The organism is Campylobacter concisus (assembly GCF_003048615.2).
GTDB lineage: Bacteria > Campylobacterota > Campylobacteria > Campylobacterales > Campylobacteraceae > Campylobacter_A > Campylobacter_A concisus_C.
Window position 1 is genome coordinate 1,771,585 of the sequence record NZ_CP049263.1, and the last position, 18,702, is coordinate 1,790,286.

Here is an 18,702-nt window from a genome sequence, read left to right on the forward strand (position 1 = left end):
TATTGAAATTCTTTATCAATATTTGTCAGATACGCCATTTGCGAAATTTTGCCTAAAAGAGCCTATTTTACTCTTAATATTAATTCTTTTTCTTAAGGATTAAAAACTTAAACGCGAGATAATTAATCGTAACGTAAATATATCGACAATAAAATAAGCAAAAGAAATTTTCTAAAAGGATATAGGATGAAATTTATAGGTATTATACTTCTACTACTAACAAGCATATTTTTAATAGCTTGCTCTGCAAATCAAACAAGCAATAAGATAAGTAACTCTGAGCTAGAAAATTTAGCTAGTAAATATGGCGGGGTTTATGTGTTTAATGAGAAATTTGCTCAAGAGATAGACAAGCAAGAGCAAATAAGGGATAGTAAGAGAAAAGAGATTTTAGAAAGAATAAAGACAATACCTGACAAAAATGAGAGAAATAAAAAAATGAGAGAAATTTTAAAGCTTGAGTTTTACAATAATCCTGAAATGCAGCAAATTCTCTCAAACGGCAAACAATACCATACAATTAACACTTACCAAAAAGCTGTAAATTTATCAAAAACATATATTGACAAGGTGATAAACCATATAGGACAAGAGAACTATTATAAATTTACACCAGATATTAATGTTTGGTCTTTTTATATTGATGATAACAATAACATAGTGCCTATTGAACTAACAGTAACATATAACTACAAAGTCAAAAAATATGGTTTATTTGGTGACGAGGGCAGAGGATTTTCTTTATCAAAAGGAGAAATACATACTGCTAGAGGTGGAAATAAATTTATCCTTAATAATAATAAATTTGAAAAAGTGAAATAAAAATGCAGAATAAAATTTCAACAAAAGAACAAATAATCAAATTTAAAGACTATGCTGATATTGCGGATGCAAGCTATGCAATGCTTCATTGGGTAAATGAGAATGAAAAAAACGGCTTAGACGATCTAAATAATAAACCAAACAAAAAGGATATAGGATGAAATTTATAGGCATTATACTTCTACTACTAACAAGCATATTTTTAATAGCTTGCTCTGCAAATCAAGCAAGTAATAATATAAACAACTCTGAAATAAAAGAGCTTGGTAAAAAATATGGAGGGGTTTATATATTTAATAAGAAATTCTATGAGGAAATAGAAAAAAGAGAAAAGGAAAGAAGTTTGTATATGAAGGATTTTTTTAAGAATAATAAAAGAAATTTTAAAAGAGATGATCTAGCTATTATGGATAAAAAACTCCCACAAATTCTTTCAAATGGCAAGCTATACTATACAGACAAGGGCGACTATTCTAGAAAATTTAAAAAACAACCTAAGATAGCTCAAGGCTATAGCAATAGAGTAAAAGAATTTATAGGACAAGAGAATTTTAATAAATATCCACCTAGTATAAATACCGAATATTTTTATATAAACGATAACGATGAAGCTGTGCCTATAACAATGGGAGTTTCTTATAGCTATAAAGTAACCAACTATGGATTATTTGGTGATGAAGGTAGAGGTTTTAGACTAAAAGATACCGAAACTAGATATGTCATAGATAATAATAAATTCTATTTAGAGAAATAAAAATGAGCCAAATTTCAACCAAAGAACAAATAATAAAATTTAAGGACTACGCTGATATTGCTGACGCAAGCTATGCAATGCTTCACTGGATAAATGAAAACGAGAGAAATGGATTTGACGACCTAAATGATAAACAAAACAAAAAGGATATAGGATGAAATTTATAGGTATTATACTTCTACTACTAACAAGCATATTTTTAATAGCTTGCTCTGCAAATCAAGCAAGCAATAATATAAACAACTCTGAAATAAAAGAGCTTGGTAAAAAATATGGAGGGGTTTATATATTTAATCAAAAATTTGTTGATGAGATAGAGAAAAGAGAAGCTGAAAGAAAAGAGCTAAGCAAAAAAATGAAAGGTAGAGATTTGGGCGATGGTCTTTATGCGATTGATCCAAAACCCATTAACGAGAAACTCCCACGAATTCTCTCAAACGGCAAGCCATATTACCAAAGAAGAAACTACTCTAAAAAAGTAGTAATACCTGATGATGTAGTCGTCAAGTTAAAAAACTTTATGGGTGAAACAGCCTACAAGCTTTCATCTATAATGATTGATGAGTTTTATTTTGATAACGAAAATTTAAAGGTTATTTCTTTAAATGTAAGCTTTTATGAGAGTTATACCGAATACGGCTTATTTGGAGATGAAGGTAGAGGTTTTTCGCTATCTAGAAAAGATATAAAAGATATAAGTGGAAATAACAGATTTTATTTCGATAGTCACAAAAATACTTTTGTTAGGGAAAAATAATGGGAAGTAATAAAATTTCAACAAAAGAACAGATAATAAAATTTAAAGACTATGCAGATATAGCTGACGCTTCTTATTCTTTTTTACACTATGTATTTGAAAACGAAAGAAATGGCTAGACAATAATATAGATAAAAACAGCCTCAATTAATAAAAAATTTAACAATCTACAAATAAAACATAATAAATTAATAATATTATAATTTCAAAGACAATAAAATAAGCAAAAGAAATTTTCTAAAAGGATATAGGATGAAATTTATAGGTATTATACTTCTACTACTAACAAGCATATTTTTAATAGCTTGCTCTGCAAATCAAGCAAGCAACAACGCAAGTAACTCAGAACTAGAAAATTTAGCTAGTAAATATGGCGGGGTTTATGTGTTTAATCAAAAATTTGTTGAAGAGATAGAAAAAAGAGAAGCTGAAAGAAAAGAGCTAAGAAAAAATACCAAAGGAAAATATTTAGGTGACGGTCTTTATGTTGTTAATACAAAATTGGTTGATGAAAAACTCCCCCAAACCCTCTCAAACGGCAAACAATACTACACACCATCAAGGTCTTATGAGAAAAAGCCTGAATTATCAAATCAAGATAGACAAAAGATAATAAACTACATAGGCACTGAAAACTATAATAAATTTAAACCTACAATGCTCCCATCTTATTTTTATGTAGATGAAAATAATAATGTAGTAGCCATAGCAGTATCTGTTTACTATGCAGTTGGCTATACCAAATATGGCTTATTTGGAGATGAAGGTAGAGGCTTTTCTTTATCTAGAAAAGATATAAAAGATATAGGCGGAAATAGTGAATTTTATTTTGATAGCCATAAAAATACTTTTGTTAGGGAAAAATAATGAGTGAAATCTCAACCAAAGAACAAATACTTAAATTTAAAGACTATGCTGACATTGCAGACGCAAGTTACGCAATGCTTCACTGGGTAAGTGAGAATGAGAAAAACGGCTTAGACGATCTTTATAGCAAGTTCGGAAAAGATAATGCCCCTGAAAACATTGTAAATTCATATAAAAAGCAGGAGATGGAAAAGCCCGTTTGGAGATATAAAGACAATATCAGAAAGGGTGATATTTTAAACGATAGCATTCAGGATAAAGATGGAAATATTGTAAGAAAAGCAGGTGACCCAACCGCATACGCCCTAACCATAGAAGCACGTTTTAATCAAGATATGGTGATAACTAAACCTATATCTAGCGAAGGTGAAAAGCCTGAAGTAAAACCCATAAATAACGAAATTCAAAGTTTTATCTATACTGACAAGAAAACAAAAGAGTCTTACATTTTTGTCAATAAACCAACCTTCCACCAAATTTCCCTTCGCACAAAAGCCTTTGTCAATCGCTACGAGCTAGTTTATCACATCAAAAATACATCTATCACTGGTTTTAGCTCGACTGTTTTTTACGATAGTAAATTTAATAACTACATCATAGGCTTTAGAGGAACAGAGCTAGGGTTTAAAGACCTAGTATTTACTGATGGCATGATAGCCCTTTTTGGTGCAGGACTAAACCAGATAGCCTCTATGGCTATGCTAAAGAGCGATATGTATGATGCTATAAAAGAGCATAAGGCAAATTCAAACGATACAAGCGAAATTTCTAACCTAGTCTTATCAGGCCACTCACTAGGCGGCCACTTGGCTCAGTCATTTGCCTTTTTATACACTAAAGATGTAAAGGAGCTATATACTTTTAACGCCCCTGGCTTTGGTGGTGCATTTGCTAGTTTAGTCACTATATCTTTAAGATTTGTCAGTTTTATAGCTAAGGCAATAATGAAAGGCGTAAGGTGGATAGCAAGAGTACTTGATCCAAATGGCTTTGTAGGAAAGATAGCTAGCTCTATCTTTAACAAGATAAAAAATATGTTTGGCTTTAAAGATGACAAGAGCACACTAAAAGATTGTGTAAATGTAGTTCAAAATAACGAAAAGGCTTGCAAGGAAGTAGGAGATAAAAAGGTAAGCTCTAATATCAACAAATCTAGCAAAGGAAGCTCTGAAGTAGAGATACATCACTGCGATAGCGTCAGACATAAAATTTATGATAAAAATGATGAAGGGCTATTTGATGCTAGTGATGATAGTGACGGAGATAGCCTTAAAAGAGAGTGGAACCAACTCTATGAGCCAAGCACTTCTGTGATATCTGACCTTGGATTTAGATATGGGCTAGGGGCTGAAAGTTTAGATGGGCATCTGGCAGAATATGACTATAAAAATACAAAGAAACTTCATCTTATAAATATATTAGTCGCCTCGCACTTTATGAAGCAGATCGTGGAGAGCCTATACTTGATGGAGTATCTGCTAAGTAATGAAAAAAATGAGGCAAAGATAAAAGACAAAGACGTGCCAGCCGCTCTGGACTATCTAAATGACTATATACAAAGCCTAAGCTTTAACGTCTACTTTTATAAAATTTCTCTAGGCTATCTACCAAAGCTAGGCAGCGAGGATAAAAAAAGGCTTAGCATACTTGAGAGTGTGATATATCCTGTGGCTTTATATGTAAATTCTCTTGGTTTTGAGGATGAAAATGAAGCGCCAAATTTAGAAGACCCTGTAAGCTCGCTCTTGTACTACAAAGAGAAAGATAAATTTGTAGATATGATAGATAGAGAGGAGGTAAAGGCGCTAGATGCTAAAGAGATAGCTAGCAAGGTAAAAAGCGGCGATCTAAATCTTTTCTTTGCTATCTACTCGGTCAGATACTTTATGCTAAGCAAAAAGGCTGATCTGAAGGCATTTAAGGACCGTATGAGCTATATATCTGACTTTTTTAAGATAGCAAGCTCGCATGCAAATTCTAACTCAAACGAAAAAGAGCTAGAGCAGTATATAAACACAAGGCTAGAAATTTATAGAAGTGCTTATGAGCTAAAATTTGAGAGCTTTAAATATGCGGACGATAACAAACACTATGTGGTAATAGCTAAGACAAACACTGATAAAAAGATAACAAGAGGCATAGTGCTAACGCATAACTTTAAGCTAATAGACAATGTGGCAAAAGATGCTAAAAATGACGTGGCAAAAGAGTACCTAAATGTGATAAGGCTAGAGCCAAATGAGCTAATGCATATCAGTGAGGGCAAGGTGGATATACTTTTAAGAGATAAGAGTATATTTGATATCAATCAAGTTAGCTCTGATCTGGATATAGACTTTACAAAGTTAAAAACACAGGTTTATATCATAGATAAGCCACTAAACACCGCCACAGAGCAATCAGACTATCCACTATACTTTAAAAAAGAAGAGGATGGGGAGGAGTCAAATTCTAATGCTCTAAGCTTCTCTCATCAGCCAAGGGACGAGGAAAAAGATAAAGGAAGACTAACTATCGATTATAAAAACCAACGAGCTTGTGTGCTAAACTACTCTTTACTAAACAAAAGCCTAAATATAGACCTAAAGCCAACAAACAAAGAGACCAAAGAGTCGCTTGAGCGGGCAAATGAGAGACTAAATTTAGAAAAGAAAAGTAGCGCGGTAAGTGCTGGTGGCACTGCCTTTGCTAATCCAATAATAGAAGATGACGTAGTGGTTTGCCCACATGGCGGCCATGTGATCTTAAAAAGTAGAGCTGGCAAAAGCATAAGATCAGATGATCAAGGCGTTATACTTGATGTTGATTTTATCAACTCACCGATAGTTGGCTGCTCAGCTAAAAATCCTTGCACAAAGGTAGCATACGTGCCAAGGGCGGCGCTTAGTCTAAAAAGTATGAATAACCACTATGCTGTTATGCAAGATCTAGTGCCAGCGTGCCTAAGCAACACAAGCTCACCGCTAAGATGCATAAAAAAAGAAAATAGGATAAAGCTAGCTCATAGCATAGGTAGCCCAACGTCTGAAAACGATAATGCAGCGGTGCTAAATCCAAATTTAAATAGCGCTCACATAAGACTTCATGTAAAATCAGCCCTTAATCAAGCAGACAACCTTGCCGTTTGCATATATAAGCTAAATGATGTGGAGCATAAAAACCAAGAGGGATTTAAAGAGATGGAGCTAAATTTAGATGAGGGCAGTGATGTAAAAGATAAGAAGCTAAAAGAACATCTAAGCTCTCGCTTTAGAGAGGATAAATTTAGTATCTCGTCATTTAACTTCAAATACTCGCTCATGGATAAGAATTTCATCTTTATAACACCTAAATATATAGAATCTATTTACAAAAATATAACACTTCCAAAAAGTGGTGTAGGATTTTTTCAGTTTGTGGATGATATAAGCGATGAGAGTAATCTTATCTATGTCACGCCAAGCAAGGCTAAGACGGTGGATATAAAATTTGCTTGTGGACTTGATAGCAAATATAATGATGATATAAATACAACAAAAACAGTAGTGGTGGCTTAATATGCAAAACAACGAAATAAAAATAACCTACTCTTGCGAAGAGACATTAAAAAAGATGAAAGAGTATATGGCTGATGCAAAGAGTGTGACGCTTTATACGTCTAGCCTAAATTCTCTCACATCATACTCTAACGGCATAGCTAATGAGATCATATCTAATCTAATATTTTCTAAGAAGAGAGATAAAAAAGATGTATCGATCGTATCTGACTTTTATATAGATAAAGAGAGCTTTACTGATAGTAAGCTAAATAGAATAAGAGAATTTGAATATAGAGATATACCAGTAAAGATCGTCCATAAAAAGAGTGCGGTTGACAAGTTTTTTGCAAATTTAAAAGAGAAGATAAGCCCCATAAAAAGTAAAGCAAGATATGAAGCTGAACTTGAAGCTGCTCAGGATGAGCACGAGAGAAATTTGCTAAAAAACATGGGTGAAACAAAGACAGAAGCTATAAGCTTTTATGATATGTTTGAGGTCATAGTATCCAACTATGATGACGCCAAAGATATCGTAAAAGAGTGCTTAAATACCTTAAAAAATGATCTACTAAGCGATGCTAGCTCTTTGATATCTAGCGAAGGACTAGATGGAGCTAAATTTGAAAAAAGCATTGAAGAGTGTTTTAGAGAGTTAGATAAGAATTTAAATGAGCTAAATAAAGAAAGTGGAGAGTTTTTACTAAAGCAAATATTTCTTTTTATATTAAGCATAGTTGATCTAAGTGACCCAAAGGCTGCACTTAAAAAGGCAAACGGATGCTTTTTATTCTATGAGCTTAGTAAATTAACCTACAAGATGGTTGAGCATCAAAGTAATAGATCTCTTTATGGTGTAACCTTACCTATCCTTAGCTTTTTCACATCTAGATTTGCTTCTATTATAAATACTCTAAATATAAACTCAAGTTGCAATGTATTAGTATTTAAACAAGATAAATCTTCTAACTCTGGCTTTTTTATAGACTTTACCCACCTAAACTTAGACTATATCTACTTTAGAGACGACAATAACCTAAATGAGGTTAATTGTAACGCAGATGAGGGATATAGTGTATTTGGTCATTTAGATGATCTATCGGTGTTTGATCATACAAAGGATGTTTGCTCTTATGATATAGTAAATAAAAACTTAGGCTTTGGCTCTAGTGATGATACGCTCTTTAAAAGACTAAAGGATCAAATAAAAGGACTAAATGCAAATTTGAATTTTATCTGTGCTTCAAATTTCAACTCTATAAAACTAGCCAATCTAATAGCGAACAAGTCCAATAAAAATGGCACATCTGCAAACGATGAGATGAACAGCAAAGATTTTTCAAATTTAAATAAAAACTATGTTGTGCTATCAAACTCACCTTTTAGATCAAGTGCAGGGCTAAGAGAAGAAGTTATAAGTAAATGCCTAGATCAAGTGATAGAAGACGAGCTAAATAGACCCAACAAATCCAACCTAGTAAAACAAAAATTCACCGATATAAAGACCCTAGAGCCTGTTAAAGACTATAGCAAATATAGTATAGATATAAATAAAGACAACCAAAAATCAACCCTTGTCTTAAATTTATCTCCATTTGCAAGGATAGATAAAAAATATATAGACAACATAGAGCAAAAGAGGGAAGAATTTAAAGAGATCGCCTATCAAGATGACACTAACTATCTTGATAATTACACCAAATACGAAGAGTTATTTAAGACAAATTTCTCTCATGTAAATGCTTATACTAAGCAACCAAATGATATGGAGAAGATCAAAAAAAGCGAAGAAGAGTATATGAAAAAGGTAACTCTCTCTTTTAAAGCAGTGTTTGACAAGGTAAATGAAAACACTTTAAACAGAAGAGAGACTGAAGCATATAACAATAGTAGTATCTCAAGCCAAATCATAGATGATATAAAAAATGGCTCATCAACCGCAGATGAATACCAATCACAAATGCAACGTATAATACAAACCCTCCCAAAACGCTACTCTTTCATAGAAGCACTATCTCTTAGTGTGGCTTACTTTATAATGACTAAAAGCTATTCAAAAAAAATGATAAAGAAAAGCATTAAAGATGGTGATGAATATATAGTAATAGAAGATGATGAAATAAAAGCCCTACACTCAAACTCTATAATAAGAGTTTTTGATAGAGATTTAAAGCTATTTTTTTATAAAGACTCAGTAAAAAATAGTGGTCTAAAAAGTGGCGAGTATCTATGTATAGAAGAAATTTCTAAATATATGGATGGAGTAAATAACAAGGATGTAGTTAGCGTTGAAGAGCTTTTAGCAGAAAATGAAGTTGGTAAAAATGCAGATATTAAAGATCCTTTGCAAAAAGATCTAATGAAACTTCTTATAGAACAAGCTGATAAGATAGATGAAAACTATAAAAAAGATGAAGCTACTATAAAAGAGGCTATAGCTGCTAAGAATAAAAACACTCTAAAAGAGGCTATAAATTTAAAAGATATAGCATATAGCAATGATAGAGATATAAATAAAGAGGTAACCTCGTTATTAGTAAAAACTACTATAGAAGAGGTATTTCCACTAGCAAAATTTGTTGGCGAAGATGGCATATCTAAGATATATGAATCACTTGGTTCTTATATATTTAATAAAGATGCAAAGGCACTAAGAGAAACATTTCTTGATGAGCTTGGGGTATTAAATTTAGTAAAAAGCCTACTTGGTGCAAGAAAGACTAAAGAGATAGATCGATATATCTTACTAATAACAAGTCTAAAAACTACAAGTGTAGTTTTACAACATTCAAAGCTTAATCTAATCATTCAAGCATCAAATGCATTTAGGCTTCATATGGCAATGGAGTATTATAAACTAAGTATAACCTATACAGAGATCACAACATATACCTTTATGAGATATACTCATAGGTTTAGCTATACAGATTTTCAAGAGATAAAGAGGCTAATAAAAGATTATGCAGGATCTTTAGGTAAGAGTATAGGTGCTTCTATGGTTAGTGGTGCATTAGAACTCTGGAAAACCTCATACGAAAAGCTAGAAGAGAACTATAACGAGATAATGCATACAAGATATACATATAAATTTAATGAAGCATATGCACTAAATAATATCTCATATAAACCTATGTCTATAAAAGAAGCCTATGATAAAAATAGTACAAATAGCTATTGCTACTATCCAGTAATGATCTATCAAAACTATATAAGCCTAAATTTAAATAGACTATTTCTAGGAGCTAATATAAGTAGTGGAGGACTAGACTATAACTCATTTATATACTATGACATAGACCATAAGAAAAACAAACTATCTTTTAACCTAGCCTCTAAACTAGCACTAAATAACCTTAGTGCCTATCTATGCTTAGATGAGCTAAGAGGAGCTGGCAATGAGATAGATGCAAGGTATTTTAACTATGCTAGAAGTAGATACACTGAATCTGATGTAGAGATAAGGGAGCTAAATTTGGATGTTAGAGAGGAAGATGAGATATATAATAATTATAAGGATAATGCATTGCCAAATAAAGCAGCAGGCAAACCAAAATATCCAATAGATGCCTATCAAGAAGCTGCAAAGATTATATATATGCTTAGACTAGGAATTTTTAATACAAACTATGGCAATACTCATCACAACCTCTCAAGAGAGCTTGTAGAGGCTCTTGATATTATAGGAAACAATAACATCAAGGGTATATATGTGGGGTGTAAGATAGAACACGGAAAAAGAACTAAAGAAACGATACCCCCAAGACTTGTCGGTCGTCTAGCTACCACCATAGTAATGGAAGATGGTCTTTATATAGGATAAGATATGAAGAAGATAATATTTATAACTTTAGCTATCTTAATGGTAATAGCCTTGGCGCTGTTTATCAATAAAGAAAAAACAATGAATAAAGGAAATTTAATGAGTAATAGTAATACATATACGGTTATAGCTCCGAATGGAGAAGAGGTTTGGTTTGACAAAAATACAAATTTAATTGTGTCTAAAACTAAAGATGACAATACTACAAAGTATTTTGAAGAAAAATCTAAAATGCTCCTTGAAGCCCGCTCCATCCTAGACTCATCTCCATATAAAAACTATAAACCACTATACTATAACCCTAAACCAAACTCTCTAGGTCAAACAGATTATCTATCATTTAAACCATGGCTAGATATTAGTTATAAAGCAAGCTCAAACAAACTATCACCTTGGACTAAAACAGAAAAAGCCTACTATGAAAGCTTAAAAGATAAAAGAGATAGATATATCTATCTAGTAAAAAGAAGTAATCTAAAATGCACCATGATAGATATACCAGAAGATGCAATAGGTAGAGTAGATAGTAATGGCAAACTAACAAAGCCAGAATATGCTGAAATTTATGATGAAGTAAATGCCCACAAAGGTACATTAAAATCAGAACTATTTGCAGCAGAGTGGAATATATGTGCTGGAATACTAGGAGACGTTACTGGATTTGTAGGAGGTGTTGGATTAGGTTATGCAGGATTTAAAGCAAGAGCATATCAATCAATGTTTCTATCAGCCCAGCTTGGTCAAGACGGAGCCTTGGAGGCATTAGCTGATTTATTTAAACACTCTACATATTTAGTAGGTCTAAACAAAAATTTACAAATGGCTGAAGAATTTAGAAGATTATCTAAAAATCCTCCACTAGATGAATATGGAATGATGCCTTATCTTGATGAGATAGTAGGAAGCTATTTCGTGATGGATTTTAATAGAAATGGGATAGTGATTAACCCTACTGGTTCAATGCATAGAGTTTTAAGAGAGCTTGTTGAAGATAAAGGCAAACTACTAGACCCTAGAGACCTTGACGCAAACGAGACTACAAGGGAGGAATTTATCTCTTATGTTAAAAAAGAACTGCCAGAATATGCAGAGATTTTTTCTGAAAAAGGCTATCCTGCTAATTACGAAGATAGAGATATAGATCTCTACATCGACTCCACCCTCCTAGAAGCTAAAATAATGTCCCTAACCCCACCAGAGGGATATCCAAATGCACCATACTACAACACACCAGAAGAGCTAACAAGACTATATGAGGCTGGTAAATTAGATAAAAAGCTAAATCCTCTAACACCAGTGATGTATAGAGATAGCTTCCCAGAAGATCTTAGGCAAAAGATATTAAGCTATGCCAAAGAGCATAATATAAAGGATTAAGTATAAAATCAAATAAAAAGACTCTTAATAAAAAAGAGCCTTATAAAAACTACAACGAAATAATGCACACAAGATATACATATAAATTTAATGAAGCATATGCACTAAATAATATCTCATATAAACCTATGTCTATAAAAGAAGCCTATGATAAAAATAGTACAAATAGCTATTGCTACTATCCAGTAATGATCTATCAAAACTATATAAGCCTAAATTTAAATAGACTATTTCTAGGAGCTAATATAAGTAGTGGAGGACTAGACTATAACTCATTTATATACTATGACATAGACCATAAGAAAAACAAACTATCTTTTAACCTAGCCTCTAAACTAGCACTAAATAACCTTAGTGCCTATCTATGCTTAGATGAGCTAAGAGGAGCTGGCAATGAGATAGATGCAAGGTATTTTAACTATGCTAGAAGTAGATACACTGAATCTGATGTAGAGATAAGGGAGCTAAATTTGGATGTTAGAGAGGAAGATGAGATATATAATAATTATAAGGATAATGCATTGCCAAATAAAGCAGCAGGCAAACCAAAATATCCAATAGATGCCTATCAAGAAGCTGCAAAGATTATATATATGCTTAGACTAGGAATTTTTAATACAAACTATGGCAATACTCATCACAACCTCTCAAGAGAGCTTGTAGAGGCTCTTGATATTATAGGAAACAATAACATCAAGGGTATATATGTGGGGTGTAAGATAGAACACGGAAAAAGAACTAAAGAAACGATACCCCCAAGACTTGTCGGTCGTCTAGCTACCACCATAGTAATGGAAGATGGTCTTTATATAGGATAAGATATGAAGAAGATAATATTTATAACTTTAGCTATCTTAATGGTAATAGCCTTGGCGCTGTTTATCAATAAAGAAAAAACAATGAATAAAGGAAATTTAATGAGTAATAGTAATACATATACGGTTATAGCTCCGAATGGAGAAGAGGTTTGGTTTGACAAAAATACAAATTTAATTGTGTCTAAAACTAAAGATGACAATACTACAAAGTATTTTGAAGAAAAATCTAAAATGCTCCTTGAAGCCCGCTCCATCCTAGACTCATCTCCATATAAAAACTATAAACCACTATACTATAACCCTAAACCAAACTCTCTAGGTCAAACAGATTATCTATCATTTAAACCATGGCTAGATATTAGTTATAAAGCAAGCTCAAACAAACTATCACCTTGGACTAAAACAGAAAAAGCCTACTATGAAAGTTTAAAAGATAAGAGAGATAGATATATCTATCTAGTAAAAAGAAGCAATCTAAAATGCACTATGATAGATATACCAGATGATGCCATAGGTAGAGTGGATAGCAATGGCAAACTAACAAAGCCAGAATACACTGAAATTTATGATGAAGTAAATGCCCATAAAGGGACATTAAAATCAATGCTCTTTTCAGCAGAGTGGGGAATGTGTGCTGGCATACTTGGAAATCCTATGGGGTTTTCATATGGAAATGAAGCAGGTTTTAAAGCAAGAGGATTTCAAAGAATTTTTTTAGCAGCCCAGTTAGGAGTAGTAAAAGCTTTAAAATTTTTAGGTGATTTATTTGAACGCTCTCCTTATAATGTAGGCTTAAACAAAAATTTACAAATGGCAGAAGAGTTTAGAAAACTAGCTAAAAATCCCCCACTAGATGAATATGGAATGATACCTTATCTGGATGAGATAGTAGGAAGCTATTTCGTGATGGATTTTAATAGAAACGGTGTAGTGATTAACCCTACAGGTTCAATGCATAGAGTTTTAAGAGAGCTTGTAGAAGACAAAGGCAAACTACTAGACCCTAGAGATCTTGACGCAAACGAGACTACAAGGGAGGAATTTATCTCTTATGTTAAAAAAGAACTGCCAGAATATGCAGAGATTTTTTCTGAAAAAGGCTATCCTGCTAATTACGAAGATAGAGATATAGATCTCTACATCGACTCCACCCTCCTAGAAGCTAAAATAATGTCCCTAACCCCACCAGAGGGATATCCAAATGCACCATACTACAACACACCAGAAGAGCTAACAAGACTATATGAGGCTGGTAAATTAGATAAAAAGCTAAATCCTCTAACACCAGTGATGTATAGAGATAGCTTCCCAGAAGATCTTAGGCAAAAGATATTAAGCTATGCCAAAGAGCATAATATAAAGGATTGATTAACGCTCATTAAAGTTTTATTTAAGAACATTGATTTTAAAATAAGTTTCTTCTAAAATAATTTTAGATAGAATTACATAAAAATAATATTATTAACGTGAGGTAAAGGAAACCATGAAGAAAACGTTTAAATTTCTTTGTTCTTTAATTTTTATGCTATTTATCGCAGGATGTGCAAAAGATCTTATCATAAGCAACACTCCAAATTCAAACTTAAACTACCACGGTGACAACGTGCCAGTGACTATCATTGCTTACAAGCTGAAAGATGTGGCAAAATTTCAGCAAGCTAGCATAGTTGATCTAGCTGAGAAAAATGGCGACATACTTGGTCAAGATAAGATAGACTCGATAAAAACGCAAATTCAGCCAAACACAAACAGATACGCTTTTACAAATGTCGATCCAGACGAAGTGCCATACGTAGGCATTTTGGTGCTTTATGCTGATCAAAGCAAGACAAATATCAAAGCTTACAAATCAACAAAAGAAGCAAAAGAGAAAAATATAGTTTTTGAGATAACTAAAAATGGCGTAAATACCATAGACGCTAGCAGCTCTAAGATCCAAGCAAGCAAATAAAATGTCTGATAAACTAAAAGTTGTCTGGTACAACGGGATGAACGTTGATAAGGTTCATTTCGAGCAGCAAGAGAGGTATTTTGAGAGAAATTTAAACCTAAAAACCGTCTCGTCTTTTTCAAATTTGTATGGAGTTTTGGAGCTTGAGATCTCAAGCGAGCTTTTGCTTCAAGGCAAGATAGGGCTAAATAAAATTTCTTGTATCTCGCAAGATGGTACGATATTTAACGCCCCAGATCAAGACGACCTACCAGAGCCTCTTGAGATAAGCCCTAGCGAGCTAAATTCTGCCGTCATTGTACTAAAGCTACCAGTTAGCTCAGGGCTTGTTGATGTTAGCTTGCAAAACAACCTGCCAAACCTAAAATTTACAGCTAAACAAGCGCTCATTAGCTCAAGAGTGCATGATGAAGCTAACAACGATATTTTGAACGAGCTAGATGACAAAGACGACTTTGAGCTTTCGTCTGCTTTTACGCAGGATAAAGAAAATTTGATCCTAGCAAGCCAAAGATCGGCCCTAGGAGTGCTTGGCTCAAAGACGCCTTATGAGCTTAGCGTGCCTATTTGTAGGATAAAAAACATAGATCTAAACAAGCAAATAACGCTTGATGAGAAATTTATCCCAACTTGCATCGATATCAGTAAAAATTTTTTCATCACTAGCTTTATAGATGAGTTTAGCTTTGCTACAAAGCAGCACCAAGAGAGCTATACTGGGCTTTTAGGCGGTATAGATCAGGCGAAAAATAGGCTTGATATTTCAACATATTTGACGCTAAATATGTTGAAAAAATGGCACTTGATATTCTCATATCTTTTCAAAAGAGACAAAATTCATCCAGAGTATCTATATGAAAAGCTAGTTGATTTTCAAGCTGATCTGCTAGCCCTAAGTCACGATGATAGTTTTAGCGAATTTATAGCTTATGATCACAACAACTTAAGTCAAACTTTCGTACCGTTAATAAACAATCTTAGGCTTTTGTTCTCGCATATCTTGTCGCCAAAATACGTCATGGCGCAGATTGTTAAAAACAATCACGGCTTTTTTGACTGCGTCTTTGATAACCCAAGCATCATAGAAAACTCAGAAATTTACTTTGCTATCCATAGCGATACAAAAAATGAGTACCTGCTTAAAAATTTCAAAGAGCAGTGCAAAATCCACACCCAATCAAACATCAAAAGTATCGTATCATCGCAGCTTCGCGGCATAAACGTAGAGCAAATTTCAGCTATACCTAGTACATTGCCAAAGCTAAATGACTATATCTACTACAAGATCGATAAAAAAGATGAAATTTTCAAAAGCTTCGCAAATCAAAGCGTTATTAGCGTCTATATAACAGCAAATTTATCAAACGCTGACATTAAGATGTGGGCTTTATTATAAGGATAAAAAATGAGTGAAAATCAAAATGACATTTCAGTTTTAAGCCAGACAAAGCTTCTAGGACTTGGCGCAAATCCTGCCCTAGATCATGTGCTACCACTACTTCTTTTGGCAAACAGAGTATCAAAACTGCAAAATTTTTCACAAAGTGAGATGCAAAATTTACGTGAAAAGCTGATAAATGATATATTAAGCACCACTTCAAAGATCTCAAATTTGGGCATTTATGAAGAGGATGACATCATTAGGCTTAGATATTGCCTTTGCGTTTTCATCGATGAGAGCTTGCTTAAAAATGAAATTTTTATGAACAGTTTTTGGGCGAACAACACCTTAACAACAAGATTTTTCAACGAAAATTTAGGTGGCAACAAATTCTTTGGCATCATGGATAAATGGTTTGAAAACGTTGGCAAAAACAAGGACTTTTTAGAGTTTATCTACGCTTGTTTGGTGCTTGGCTACAAGGGCAAGTACGAAGCGCAGGAAGATTGCAATGAGAAAATTTCATACCTTTGTGAAAATATAGCCTCAGCCGTTTCGCCACTTATAAAGGCTGATGAAAATGTATTTGAAAAGAGCTATTTAAAAACTAAAAAGAGAAGCTTTTTTGAGATATTTTCACTAAGACATTTGAAATTTTATTTTATCCTTATAGCGCTTATAGCGATTGCAGCTGCGTTTTTATATAGCACCTACTCGATGGATCAAAACAACGTTAAAAACGACAGTGTCTTAAATAATAAGATAGAAAATTTTATGGACAAAAAGTAAGTGCAAGATAAGTTTTTCAACAAATTTAACGAAAACTTTTCAGAAAAAGAACTCTACATCAGCCTTATAGACGAGATGTCAAAGTATAAGACTTTGACTCATGATACGATAAAATGGGACTTTGTTTATAGCTCGTCTTTAAAGGCATTAAGCGAATTTAGCCTCGATGTAAAGCTTTTGAATTTCTTAGCGATCTCTGCTATAAATTTAAACGACAAAGACGCTTTTAAAAGATTAATCAGTGCTTTTTCATTTTTCCTAACTACTATAAAACAAGAGCCAAATTTATTAGCAAAAAATGAAAAGCAAGTGCCTGCTAAAAAAAAGATATTTGCCCAAACGATAGAGCTTTTTACGCAAGCTCATAGGGACGGTATAAATTTAGACGAAGCGGACGCAAGAGCTTTTAATGAGCTTGTGCCTGAGCTCTCACGTGAGCTTAGCACGCACTTTGACACGCTTTATATAGAAGAGAAAAATGAGCAAGCTCAAAGAGTAGAGGAGCCAAAGCAGCAGCCGCAAAAGGCAGAACCAAGCTACTCACAAAGTGTCTCTTTTGGCAGTAGTGATATTAGCACATTTAGCGATAGAGAGTTTAGGGAGTATTTTGTAAATTTATCCATCTCGCTTTTAAAAAATGATATAAAAAATTTGACCGCTTACTCGCTTATTTTTGAGGCGATGTGGGGCAGGATCAAGGCTTTGCCAGTTAGCAGCGAGCAAGTGACGCAGATACGCTATCCTGATGAAAATTTGATCTTACTTTTTAAAAATATGAAAGAAGCAAACCTTGGTAATTTAGAGAAATTTATAAGAAATTTAGCTCTTAATCCATTTTGGATAGATGGCGTTAGGATATTTTGTGAGTTTTTAAGATCATCTGGACTAAGCGAGCAAAGCGAACTAGTTTCTAATATGACTTTAAATTTCATAGAAAAATTTTCAGATATGAAAAAGCTTAAATTTCAAAGTGAAGAGGCATTTTTCAGCGAAGAGAGTGCTAAATTTTTTAGTAAAAAAGAGAGTACAAATTTTATCTCTAGTGATGAAATGAAAAAAGATATGAGCTTTGAAGAGCTGATAAAAGCCCTTGATAGAAGCAAATATACAACAAATTCGCAAAGTGAGCTTAGCTTTTTGTTAGAGCTTTCCAAAATTTTTACAAGCCAAGGCATGGACAACAACGCAAAAGTTGTATATTCGCAAATAGTTAAATTTATAGAAAACACCGAGCTTAAGGATTATTTGTCAGATATTTATATAAAGGCAAAAACATTTTTGTGATAAAATATGTTTTTTTAAAACTTCTTTAATTTTATTTAATTATAATTCTTAAATCATTTACTCAAAAAAAGGATGTTATTATGGCAGAGAATTCAATCCCACCAAAAGAACGTATAAACATTGTTTATAGAACCAAAACAAACAACCAAGAAGCAGACGTTGAGCTTCCATTAAAGCTGATGGTAGTTTCAAATTTAACTGGTGAAAACCAAACTCCACTTGAAGATCGCGAAGTTGTCTCTATAAATAAGATAAATTTCGATCAAGTTATGAAAAGTTTAGACATTCATACTGAATTTTCAGTGAAAAATAGACTAAATTCTGGTAGCGAAGATCTAAATATCGATCTAAATTTTGAAAGCATTCAAGACTTCAATCCAGACAATATCATCAACCAAGTCCCTGAGCTAAAAAAGCTATTGCAGCTTAGAAAAGCTTTAGTTGCGTTAAAAGGACCTATGGGCAATATGCCTGATTTTAGAAAAGCGGTTTTAGAGGCTATTAAGGATGAAGATAGTAGAAAACAGCTTCTTTTAGAGCTTAAAGACGAAAAAGATAAGGAATAAA

The 18,702-nt window shown here is 33.2% G+C and carries 16 protein-coding genes; all 16 read left to right on the forward strand.

The genetic code is table 11. The features are described from left to right. The first annotated feature begins 186 nt into the window (after positions 1-186). Positions 187-822, forward strand: a complete 636-nt coding sequence (locus CVS89_RS08835; RefSeq protein ID WP_107797517.1) for a tRNA 2-selenouridine synthase — start codon at positions 187-189, stop codon at positions 820-822. Between the two features lie 2 nt (positions 823-824). Further along, on the forward strand, positions 825-983 hold the full coding sequence (locus CVS89_RS08840) for a diadenosine tetraphosphate hydrolase (protein ID WP_107797518.1): 159 nt from the start codon (positions 825-827) through the stop codon (positions 981-983). After that, complete coding sequence (locus CVS89_RS08845; RefSeq protein WP_107797519.1) at positions 980-1,576, forward strand: tRNA 2-selenouridine synthase; 597 nt, start codon at positions 980-982, stop codon at positions 1,574-1,576. Before CVS89_RS08840 ends, CVS89_RS08845 begins: the two co-directional genes overlap by 4 nt. A gap of 2 nt (positions 1,577-1,578) precedes the next feature. Next, positions 1,579-1,734 (forward strand): diadenosine tetraphosphate hydrolase, encoded by a 156-nt coding sequence (locus CVS89_RS08850; protein ID WP_103646526.1) that lies wholly within the window; start codon positions 1,579-1,581, stop codon positions 1,732-1,734. Beyond that, positions 1,731-2,333, forward strand: coding sequence for a tRNA 2-selenouridine synthase (locus CVS89_RS08855; protein ID WP_103646527.1), 603 nt, complete (start codon positions 1,731-1,733; stop codon positions 2,331-2,333). The genes CVS89_RS08850 and CVS89_RS08855 overlap by 4 nt, the downstream gene beginning before the upstream one ends. Positions 2,334-2,585: 252 nt before the next feature. Then, positions 2,586-3,200, forward strand: coding sequence for a tRNA 2-selenouridine synthase (locus CVS89_RS08860; protein ID WP_103646914.1), 615 nt, complete (start codon positions 2,586-2,588; stop codon positions 3,198-3,200). Then, entirely contained in the window at positions 3,200-6,736 is a 3,537-nt protein-coding gene (locus CVS89_RS08865; RefSeq protein ID WP_181003017.1) for a hypothetical protein, read from the forward strand. Before CVS89_RS08860 ends, CVS89_RS08865 begins: the two co-directional genes overlap by 1 nt. Position 6,737: 1 nt before the next feature. Beyond that, a complete protein-coding gene (locus tag CVS89_RS08870) occupies positions 6,738-10,535 on the forward strand; it encodes a hypothetical protein (protein WP_196376807.1) in 3,798 nt (1,265 codons plus the stop codon). Between the two features lie 3 nt (positions 10,536-10,538). Then, positions 10,539-11,912, forward strand: coding sequence for a thioredoxin reductase (locus tag CVS89_RS08875; RefSeq protein ID WP_196376808.1), 1,374 nt, complete (start codon positions 10,539-10,541; stop codon positions 11,910-11,912). Positions 11,913-11,974: 62 nt separating this feature from the next. Continuing rightward, positions 11,975-12,730 carry a hypothetical protein gene (locus CVS89_RS08880; RefSeq protein WP_196376809.1) on the forward strand — a complete coding sequence of 252 codons (756 nt, stop codon included), beginning with the start codon at positions 11,975-11,977 and terminating at the stop codon, positions 12,728-12,730. A gap of 3 nt (positions 12,731-12,733) precedes the next feature. Then, on the forward strand, positions 12,734-14,098 hold the full coding sequence (locus CVS89_RS08885; RefSeq protein ID WP_196376810.1) for a thioredoxin reductase: 1,365 nt from the start codon (positions 12,734-12,736) through the stop codon (positions 14,096-14,098). Positions 14,099-14,213: 115 nt separating this feature from the next. Continuing rightward, on the forward strand, positions 14,214-14,681 hold the full coding sequence (gene tssJ, locus CVS89_RS08890; RefSeq protein ID WP_087583804.1) for a type VI secretion system lipoprotein TssJ: 468 nt from the start codon (positions 14,214-14,216) through the stop codon (positions 14,679-14,681). Position 14,682: 1 nt separating this feature from the next. Beyond that, entirely contained in the window at positions 14,683-16,077 is a 1,395-nt protein-coding gene (tssK, locus tag CVS89_RS08895; protein WP_107847919.1) for a type VI secretion system baseplate subunit TssK, read from the forward strand. Positions 16,078-16,086: 9 nt separating this feature from the next. After that, on the forward strand, positions 16,087-16,851 hold the full coding sequence (icmH, locus tag CVS89_RS08900; RefSeq protein ID WP_107847920.1) for a type IVB secretion system protein IcmH/DotU: 765 nt from the start codon (positions 16,087-16,089) through the stop codon (positions 16,849-16,851). Then, entirely contained in the window at positions 16,852-18,135 is a 1,284-nt protein-coding gene (locus CVS89_RS08905; protein ID WP_107847921.1) for a type VI secretion system domain-containing protein, read from the forward strand. Between the two features lie 80 nt (positions 18,136-18,215). Then, positions 18,216-18,701 (forward strand): type VI secretion system contractile sheath small subunit, encoded by a 486-nt coding sequence (gene tssB, locus CVS89_RS08910; protein WP_012001089.1) that lies wholly within the window; start codon positions 18,216-18,218, stop codon positions 18,699-18,701. Position 18,702 lies beyond the last annotated feature (1 nt).

Bases quoted from the DNA above. Each gene is read 5' to 3' on its own strand.
- CVS89_RS08835 (WP_107797517.1), top strand. From the start codon at position 187: ATGAAATTTATAGGTATTATACTTCTACTACTAACAAGCATATTTTTA.
- CVS89_RS08840 (WP_107797518.1), top strand. From the start codon at position 825: ATGCAGAATAAAATTTCAACAAAAGAACAAATAATCAAATTTAAAGAC.
- CVS89_RS08845 (WP_107797519.1), top strand. From the start codon at position 980: ATGAAATTTATAGGCATTATACTTCTACTACTAACAAGCATATTTTTA.
- CVS89_RS08850 (WP_103646526.1), top strand. From the start codon at position 1,579: ATGAGCCAAATTTCAACCAAAGAACAAATAATAAAATTTAAGGACTAC.
- CVS89_RS08855 (WP_103646527.1), top strand. From the start codon at position 1,731: ATGAAATTTATAGGTATTATACTTCTACTACTAACAAGCATATTTTTA.
- CVS89_RS08860 (WP_103646914.1), top strand. From the start codon at position 2,586: ATGAAATTTATAGGTATTATACTTCTACTACTAACAAGCATATTTTTA.
- CVS89_RS08865 (WP_181003017.1), top strand. From the start codon at position 3,200: ATGAGTGAAATCTCAACCAAAGAACAAATACTTAAATTTAAAGACTAT.
- CVS89_RS08870 (WP_196376807.1), top strand. From the start codon at position 6,738: ATGCAAAACAACGAAATAAAAATAACCTACTCTTGCGAAGAGACATTA.
- CVS89_RS08875 (WP_196376808.1), top strand. From the start codon at position 10,539: ATGAAGAAGATAATATTTATAACTTTAGCTATCTTAATGGTAATAGCC.
- CVS89_RS08880 (WP_196376809.1), top strand. From the start codon at position 11,975: ATGCACACAAGATATACATATAAATTTAATGAAGCATATGCACTAAAT.
- CVS89_RS08885 (WP_196376810.1), top strand. From the start codon at position 12,734: ATGAAGAAGATAATATTTATAACTTTAGCTATCTTAATGGTAATAGCC.
- tssJ (WP_087583804.1), top strand. From the start codon at position 14,214: ATGAAGAAAACGTTTAAATTTCTTTGTTCTTTAATTTTTATGCTATTT.
- tssK (WP_107847919.1), top strand. From the start codon at position 14,683: ATGTCTGATAAACTAAAAGTTGTCTGGTACAACGGGATGAACGTTGAT.
- icmH (WP_107847920.1), top strand. From the start codon at position 16,087: ATGAGTGAAAATCAAAATGACATTTCAGTTTTAAGCCAGACAAAGCTT.
- tssB (WP_012001089.1), top strand. From the start codon at position 18,216: ATGGCAGAGAATTCAATCCCACCAAAAGAACGTATAAACATTGTTTAT.